Origin of the sequence: Streptomyces africanus (genome assembly GCF_002150735.1) — a bacterium.
Taxonomy (GTDB): Bacteria; Actinomycetota; Actinomycetes; order Streptomycetales; family Streptomycetaceae; genus Streptomyces; species Streptomyces africanus.
Genome location: NZ_MUKA01000301.1, coordinates 1 through 7,872, shown reverse-complemented (window position 1 = coordinate 7,872; position 7,872 = coordinate 1). Strand labels below are relative to the sequence as shown.

Genomic DNA, 7,872 nt, shown 5'->3' with positions numbered 1-7,872 from the left:
TTCGAGATCAACGAGGCCGCCCAGCTGGTGAGCGAGGCCGCCCACCCCGAGGCCAACATCATCTTCGGCGCGGTGATCGACGACGCCCTCGGCGACGAGGTCCGGGTCACCGTGATCGCGGCCGGCTTCGACGGCGGCCAGCCCCCGGCCCGCCGGGAGAACGTGATCGGCTCGACCTCGGCCAAGCGCGAGGAGCCGGCCCCGGCACGGCAGACCGAGAGCCGCCCGTCCTTCGGTTCACTCGGCAGCGTGACCCCGAAGGAGGACCCGGAGCCCGCTCCGGAACCGGTCAACGACATCCCGGTCGCCCCGCCGGTCCCGCCGGCGCCGCGGACCTACTCGGACAGCGCGGCCGAGGAACTGGACGTACCGGACTTCCTCAAGTGATCCTTCTGACGTGATAGGACAGCGCGAAAGCGTGAGCGGCGCCCATTTCGCCTTCACCGACCGGTGGGGCGGGGTGAGCGCCGCTCCGTATGAGGAGCTCAATCTCGGCGGAGCGGTCGGTGACGACCCGGACGCCGTACGCACCAACCGCGAACTGGCCGCCAAGTCCCTGGGCCTCGAACCGGACCGGGTGGTCTGGATGAACCAGGTGCACGGGGCCGACGTGGCGGTGGTGGAGGGGCCGTGGGGATCTTCGTCCGAGATCCCGTCGGTCGACGCGATCGTCACGACGCGGCCGGGGCTCGCCCTCGCGGTGCTCACCGCCGACTGCGTGCCGGTCCTGCTCGCCGACCCCGTCGCCGGGATCGCCGCCGCGGCCCACGCGGGCCGGCCCGGCATGATCGCCGGAGTCGTCCCGGCCGCGCTACGCGCGATGACGGAGCTGGGCGCCGAGCCCTCCCGGATCGTCGCCCGCACCGGGCCCACCGTCTGCGGCCGGTGCTACGAAGTGCCCGAGGCGATGCGCGCCGAGGTGTCCGCCGTCGAGCCGGCGGCGTACGCCGAGACGAGTTGGGGCACACCGGCGGTCGACGTGAGCGCCGGAGTGCACGCGCAACTGGACCGGCTCGGGGTGCGGGACCGGGCGCAATCGCCGGTGTGCACGCTGGAGTCGGACGATCACTTCTCGTACCGCCGCGACCGCACCACCGGTCGGCTCGCGGGCTATGTGTGGCTGGACTGATGGGCATGACGGACCGCAAGGACGAACTCGCCGCGAATCTGGCGAAAGTGGAGCGGCGCATCGCCGACGCGTGCGCGGCCGCGGGGCGGGGGCGCGACGAGGTGACCCTGATCGTGGTCACCAAGACCTACCCCGCGACCGATGTGCGGATCCTCGCGGAACTCGGCGTGCGGCACGTCGCCGAGAACCGCGACCAGGACGCGGCACCGAAGGCCGCCGCGTGTATGGATCTGCCCCTTACTTGGCATTTTGTCGGTCAACTCCAGACCAACAAGGTGCGATCCGTGGTCGGATACGCGGACTTCGTGCAGTCCGTCGATCGTTCCAAGCTCGTCACAGCTCTGTCGAAGGAGGCCGTCCGCGCCGGGCGGGAGCTGGGGTGCCTCATCCAGGTCGCACTCGACGCCGGCGAGAGCGAACGGGGTGAGCGGGGCGGCGTCGCGCCCGGCGGGATCGAGGAGTTGGCCGACCTCGTCGCGCAGGCGCCGGGGCTGCGGCTCGGTGGACTGATGACCGTCGCACCCCTCACCGGGGAGTACGCGGGGCGCGAACAGGCGGCGTTCGGGCGGTTGATGGATTTGTCGACTGACCTGCGCCGGAGCCATCCGGCTGCCACCATGGTCTCGGCAGGGATGAGTGCGGACCTCGAGCAGGCTGTGGCGGCCGGAGCGACACATGTGCGCGTCGGCAGCGCGGTACTCGGAGTCCGCCCCAGGCTCGGGTAACGTCGCCAAGAAGTCGGACCACAGCAGAAAATATGGTCATTGCCGCCGAAAGGCGGATTCAAGGACCTCGTGGATCGCGGGCACTTGGCAGTCGTCAGCCGATCCACCACAGAGCGGAGGACTCAGAGCATGGCCGGCGCGATGCGCAAGATGGCGGTCTACCTCGGCCTCGTGGAGGACGATGGGTACGACGGCCGCGGATTTGACCCCGACGACGACTTCGAACCCGAACTGGACCCGGAGCCCGAGCGGGACCACCGACGGCACGAGCCGTCCCACCAGCCGCACGGCTCACATCAGTCCCAAAGGGACGAAGAGGTACGAGTCGTACAGCCGCCCGCCCCTCGTGAACCGGCCGCCCGTTCCGCTTCGCTACCCGCGGAATCCGGCCGCCCGGCGCGCATCGCGCCCGTGGCATCCATCACACAAGAACGCGCAAGTCTGGAGAAGAACGCACCGGTGATCATGCCCAAGGTCGTGTCCGAACGAGAGCCTTACCGGATCACCACGCTCCACCCACGGACCTACAACGAGGCCCGTACCATCGGGGAACACTTCCGTGAAGGCACTCCGGTGATCATGAATCTGACTGAGATGGATGACACAGACGCGAAGCGACTTGTCGACTTTGCGGCCGGTTTGGTGTTTGGTCTTCACGGCAGTATCGAGCGGGTGACGCAGAAGGTGTTCCTGTTGTCGCCTGCTAACGTCGATGTCACGGCGGAGGACAAGGCCCGCATCGCAGAGGGCGGGTTCTTCAACCAGAGCTGAGACGTAACACCGGAAGCAGCAGTAGCAGCAGGGCACAGGGGAGAGGGAAGCAACAGGTCATGAGCGTGGTTTTGGATGTCGTCTACATCGCGCTGATGTGCTTCCTCATCGTGCTCATCTTCCGGCTGGTCATGGACTACGTCTTCCAGTTCGCCCGCTCATGGCAACCAGGCAAGCCGATGGTGGTCGTACTGGAGGCCACCTACACTGTCACGGATCCACCGCTCAAGCTTCTGCGGCGGTTCATTCCGCCGCTGCGTCTCGGGGGCGTGGCGCTAGACCTGTCCTTCTTCGTGCTGATGATCATCGTCTACATCCTGATCTCGATCGTGAGCCGGCTGTGAGCGATGTGAACTACGGTCTTGCCGAATGCCGACGACTACGTTGAGGTGAAGAGATGCCGTTGACCCCCGAGGACGTGCGGAACAAGCAGTTCACGACCGTCCGCCTCCGAGAAGGCTATGACGAGGACGAGGTCGATGCCTTCCTCGACGAGGTCGAAGCCGAACTGACCCGCCTGCTCCGCGAGAACGAGGACCTGCGCGCCAAGCTGGCCGCGGCCACGCGCGCTGCTGCCCAGAACCAGCAGAACATGCGCAAGCCTCCGGAGCAGCAGGATCAGCAGCAGCAACAGCAGCAGCAGGGCATGCGCGGTCCAGGTGGTCCCGTACCCGCCGGCATATCGGGCCCGCCGCAGCAGCAGATGGGTGGCCCCATGGGTGGTCCGCCCCAGCTGCCGAGCGGTGCCCCGCAGCTGCCCGCCGGTCCCGGCGGTCAGGGTGGCCCGCAGGGTCCCGGCCCGATGGGCCAGGGTCCGGGCGGTCCGGGCCCGATGGGCCAGCCCCCCATGCAGCAGCAGATGGGTGGTCCGATGGGCGGCCCCATGGGCGGTCCGATGGGCGGCCCCGGTCAAGGAGGCCCCGGTGGCGACAGCGCCGCCCGTGTCCTCTCGCTGGCCCAGCAGACCGCCGACCAGGCGATCGCCGAGGCCCGGTCCGAAGCCAACAAGATCGTCGGTGAGGCGCGTTCGCGTGCCGAGGGTCTGGAGCGTGACGCCCGTGCCAAGGCCGATGCCCTGGAGCGGGACGCGCAGGAGAAGCACCGCGTCGCGATGGGCTCCCTGGAGTCCGCTCGCGCCACGCTGGAGCGCAAGGTCGAGGACCTGCGCGGCTTCGAGCGCGAGTACCGCACGCGCCTGAAGTCGTACCTGGAGTCGCAGCTGCGCCAGCTGGAGACCCAGGCCGACGACTCGCTGGCCCCGCCGCGCACTCCGGCGACCGCGTCCCTCCCGCCGTCCCCGGCGCCTTCCATGGCACCGGCCGGCGCGAGCGCCCCGTCGTACGGCGGCGGCAACCAGACGATGGGCGGCGGTCCCTCGCCGTCCGGTCCGTCCTACGGCGGTCAGCAGCAGATGTCCCCGGCGATGACTCAGCCGATGGCGCCGGTGCGTCCGCAGGGCCCGTCGCCGATGGGTCAGGCGCCCTCGCCCATGCGGGGCTTCCTGATCGACGAGGATGACAACTGACGGCCTGATGGCCAGTAGTACGGCGTAGAGGTCGGCAGCGTTCAGGGCGGGGCCCCGGGTTGAACCCGGGGCCCCGCCCTTTTGCCGTACGCGCCGCCTCTTTGCCACACGCGTTCGTGCGCACACAACGCCGAAGGCCCGGGCCCACCAAGATCTTTGGCGGGTCCGGGCCTTCGGTCCGTGGCCTACTCCCTGTGGGTTACACCTTGCGCAGGCGGAACGTCAGCGTCAGTCCCTCGTCCGTGAACGGGTTCCCGTAGCTGTCGTCCGCGTCACCCTCGGCGAAGTCCGTCGCCAGGACCTCGTCGGCGATCAGGCCGGCGTGGTCGGTGAGCGCCGCAACCGTCGCCGGGTCCGTGGCGGTCCAGCGCAGTGCGATGCGGTCGGCCACGTCGAGGCCGCTGTTCTTGCGGGCCTCCTGGATCAGGCGGATCGCGTCACGGGCCAGGCCCGCACGGCGGAGCTCCTCCGTGATCTCCAGGTCCAGGGCGACCGTCGCGCCCGCGTCGGACGCCACGGACCAGCCCTCGCGCGGCGTCTCCGTGATGATCACCTCGTCGGGAGCCAGCGTGATGGTCTCGCCGTCGACCTCCACCGACGCCGTGCCCTCGCGCAGGGCCAGGGACAGCGCGGCCGCGTCCGCGTTCGCGACGGCCTTGGCCACGTCCTGGACGCGCTTGCCGAACCGCTTGCCCAGCGCGCGGAAGTTGGCCTTCGCCGTGGTGTCCACCAGGGAGCCGCCGACCTCGCTCAGCGTCGCCAGGGCCTCGACGTTCAGCTCCTCCGTGATCTGCGTGCGCAGTTCGGAGTCCAGCGTCTCGAAGCCCGTCGCCGCGATCAGGGCGCGGGACAGCGGCTGACGGGTCTTGACGCCCGACTCCGCGCGTGTGGCACGGCCCAGCTCCACGAGCCGGCGCACCAGCACCATCTGCTTCGACAGCTCCGGGTCGATGGCGGTGAGGTCCGCCTCGGGCCAGGCCGACAGGTGGACCGACTCCGGGGCGCCCGGGGTGACCGGAACGATCAGGTCCTGCCACACCCGCTCGGTGATGAACGGGGTCAGCGGGGCCATCAGCTGCGTCACCGTCTCGACGACCTCGTGCAGCGTGCGCAGCGCGGCCTTGTCGCCCTGCCAGAAGCGGCGGCGGGAGCGGCGCACGTACCAGTTCGACAGGTCGTCGACGAACGCGGACAGCAGCCTTCCGGCGCGCTGCGTGTCATAGGCGTCGAGGGCCTGGGTGACCTGGTCGGTGAGCGCGTGCAGTTCGGACAGCAGCCAGCGGTCCAGGACCGGGCGGTCCGCCGGGGCCGGGTCGGCATCGGACGGGGCCCAGCCCGACGTCCGCGCGTACAGGGCCTGGAAGGCGACCGTGTTCCAGTACGTGAGGAGCGTCTTGCGGACGACCTCCTGGATCGTGCCGTGGCCCACACGGCGGGCCGCCCAGGGGGAACCGCCGGCCGCCATGAACCAGCGGACCGCGTCCGCGCCGTGCCGGTCCATGAGCGGGATCGGCTCCAGGGTGTTGCCCAGGTGCTTGGACATCTTGCGGCCGTCCTCGGCGAGGATGTGGCCGAGGCAGACCACGTTCTCGTATGAGGACTTGTCGAAGACCAGCGTGCCGACCGCCATCAGCGTGTAGAACCAGCCGCGGGTCTGGTCGATGGCCTCGCAGATGAACTGCGCCGGGTACCGGGACTCGAACAGCTCCTTGTTCTTGTACGGGTAGCCCCACTGCGCGAACGGCATCGAACCCGAGTCGTACCAGGCGTCGATGACCTCGGGCACACGCGTGGCCGTCGTGCCGCAGCCGTCCTGCGGGCAGGCGAAGGTGACCTCGTCGATGAACGGGCGGTGCGGGTCCAGGCCCGACTGGTCGGTGCCGGTCAGCTCGGTCAGCTCGGTCAGGGAGCCGACGCAGGTGAGGTGGTCGTCCTCGCAGCGCCAGATCGGCAGCGGGGTACCCCAGTAGCGGTTGCGGGACAGCGCCCAGTCGATGTTGTTGTTCAGCCAGTCGCCGTACCGGCCGTTCTTGACCGTGTCCGGGAACCAGTTGGTGTTCTCGTTCTCCGCGAGGAGGCGGTCCTTGACCTCCGTGGTGCGGATGTACCAGGAGGGCTGCGCGTAGTAGAGGAGCGCGGTGTGGCACCGCCAGCAGTGCGGGTAGCTGTGCTCGTACGGGACGTGCTTGAAGAGCAGGCCGCGCTGCTGGAGGTCCTCGGTGAGCTTTTCGTCCGCCTTCTTGAAGAAGACGCCGCCGACGAGGGGGACGTCCTCCTCGAAGGTGCCGTCCGGGCGGACCGGGTTCACCACCGGCAGGCCGTACGCGCGGCAGACCTTGAGGTCGTCCTCACCGAAGGCGGGGGACTGGTGGACCAGACCCGTACCGTCCTCGGTCGTGACGTACTCGGCGTTCACCACGTAGTGGGTGCCGCCCTCGGTCTCCGGGAACTCGACGAGCTCGAACGGGCGCTGGTAGGCCCAGCGCTCCATCTCGGCGCCCGTGAACGTCCGGCCGGTGGTCTCCCAGCCCTCGCCGAGGGCCTTGGCGACGAGCGGCTCGGCGACGACGAGCTTCTCCTCACCGTTCGTCGCGACCACGTAGGTGACCTCGGGGTGCGCGGCGACCGCGGTGTTGGAGACCAGCGTCCAGGGCGTGGTCGTCCACACCAGGAGCGCCGCCTCGCCGGCCAGCGGGCCGGAGGTGAGCGGGAAGCGGACGAAGACCGACGGGTCGACGACCGTCTCGTAGCCCTGCGCCAGCTCGTGGTCCGACAGGCCAGTGCCGCAGCGGGGGCACCAGGGGGCGACGCGGTGGTCCTGGGCCAGCAGGCCCTTGTTGAAGATCTCCTTGAGCGACCACCAGACCGACTCGATGTACTCGGGGTCCATCGTGCGGTAGGGCTCGGTGAGGTCGGTCCAGTAGCCCATGCGGGTCGTGAGCTCTTCGAAGGCGTCCGTGTGCCGGGTCACCGACTCGCGGCACTTCGCGTTGAACTCGGCGATGCCGTACGCCTCGATGTCCTGCTTGCCGGAGAAGCCGAGCTCCTTCTCCACGGCGAGCTCCACCGGGAGGCCGTGGCAGTCCCAGCCGGCCTTGCGGGCCACGTGGTAGCCGCGCATGGTGCGGAAGCGGGGGAAGACGTCCTTGAAGACGCGGGCCTCGATGTGGTGGGCACCGGGCATGCCGTTGGCGGTGGGCGGGCCCTCGTAGAACACCCACTCGGGGCGGCCCTCGGACTGCTCCAGGCTCTTGGCGAAGATCTTCTGCTCGCGCCAGAAGTCGAGCACGGCGTGCTCGAGGGCGGGCAGGTCGACCTGGGCGGGCACCTGGCGGTACGTCGGCGATGTCATCAGCGGGCTTCCTCCGGCGGACTTGCTGCCTTCCGTCCGGAGGGACGAGAGCTACGTCTGTGCCTGCGCCGCCTTCGGCGCGCTCCCGCGGTACCACCCTCCTTGGCTCTCCGGCGCGGGGTGTGCGCCGACGAGCCCCCTCATTGGGGTCGCGATGCCGGTTCTACTGGCCACCGCGCTCGGCGGAGGTTTTCTTCCGGCGGCTCCGGGGTGATCTTCGCGTCGCGCTCGCCCCCGGGCTTCCACCGTCCCCGGGTCGCTCTGGGCTGCTTACGCCGCTACTCGTCCCCATCCACGCTTTTCGCTCCGCCCAGTGTACGGCGCCGCGCGGACAGCGGCCGACCGCTTTTCGGGGCGGTCGGCCGCTGTC

General features: G+C 69.7%; 6 protein-coding genes and 1 pseudogene. 6 read left to right on the top strand and 1 reads right to left on the bottom strand.

The window, feature by feature from the left end; translation table 11 throughout:
* From CCL05_RS32255 to CCL05_RS32230, 6 genes and pseudogenes are all read left to right on the top strand, one after another.
* A pseudogene (locus CCL05_RS32255) lies at nucleotides 1-387 on the top strand (cell division protein FtsZ); the annotation flags it as partial.
* A 10-nt stretch (nucleotides 388-397) separates the two neighbouring features.
* Nucleotides 398-1,129, top strand: coding sequence for a peptidoglycan editing factor PgeF (gene pgeF, locus CCL05_RS32250; RefSeq protein ID WP_086564215.1), 732 nt, complete (start codon nucleotides 398-400; stop codon nucleotides 1,127-1,129).
* 5 nt (nucleotides 1,130-1,134) lie between these two features.
* Nucleotides 1,135-1,854 (top strand): YggS family pyridoxal phosphate-dependent enzyme, encoded by a 720-nt coding sequence (locus tag CCL05_RS32245; RefSeq protein ID WP_086564217.1) that lies wholly within the window; start codon nucleotides 1,135-1,137, stop codon nucleotides 1,852-1,854.
* Between the two features lie 129 nt (nucleotides 1,855-1,983).
* A complete protein-coding gene (locus tag CCL05_RS32240) occupies nucleotides 1,984-2,625 on the top strand; it encodes a cell division protein SepF (RefSeq protein ID WP_086564214.1) in 642 nt (213 codons plus the stop codon).
* 59 nt (nucleotides 2,626-2,684) lie between these two features.
* The gene (locus CCL05_RS32235) at nucleotides 2,685-2,969 is read left to right on the top strand and encodes a YggT family protein (protein ID WP_086564213.1); all 285 of its coding nucleotides are present in this window, start codon (nucleotides 2,685-2,687) and stop codon (nucleotides 2,967-2,969) included.
* 53 nt (nucleotides 2,970-3,022) lie between these two features.
* Complete coding sequence (locus CCL05_RS32230) at nucleotides 3,023-4,150, top strand: DivIVA domain-containing protein (protein WP_158101880.1); 1,128 nt, start codon at nucleotides 3,023-3,025, stop codon at nucleotides 4,148-4,150.
* Nucleotides 4,151-4,349: 199 nt separating this feature from the next.
* Here CCL05_RS32230 and ileS read toward each other — a convergent pair whose 3' ends face one another.
* A complete protein-coding gene (ileS, locus tag CCL05_RS32225) occupies nucleotides 4,350-7,502 on the bottom strand; it encodes an isoleucine--tRNA ligase (RefSeq protein ID WP_086564212.1) in 3,153 nt (1,050 codons plus the stop codon).
* Nucleotides 7,503-7,872 lie beyond the last annotated feature (370 nt).

What these genes read in the sequence shown, in the direction of transcription:
- CCL05_RS32245 (WP_086564217.1), top strand. Translation starts at nt 1,135, where the DNA reads ATGACGGACCGCAAGGACGAACTCGCCGCGAATCTGGCGAAAGTGGAG.
- CCL05_RS32230 (WP_158101880.1), top strand. Translation starts at nt 3,023, where the DNA reads ATGCCGTTGACCCCCGAGGACGTGCGGAACAAGCAGTTCACGACCGTC.
- CCL05_RS32235 (WP_086564213.1), top strand. Translation starts at nt 2,685, where the DNA reads ATGAGCGTGGTTTTGGATGTCGTCTACATCGCGCTGATGTGCTTCCTC.
- CCL05_RS32240 (WP_086564214.1), top strand. Translation starts at nt 1,984, where the DNA reads ATGGCCGGCGCGATGCGCAAGATGGCGGTCTACCTCGGCCTCGTGGAG.
- ileS (WP_086564212.1), bottom strand. Translation starts at nt 7,502, where the DNA reads ATGACATCGCCGACGTACCGCCAGGTGCCCGCCCAGGTCGACCTGCCC.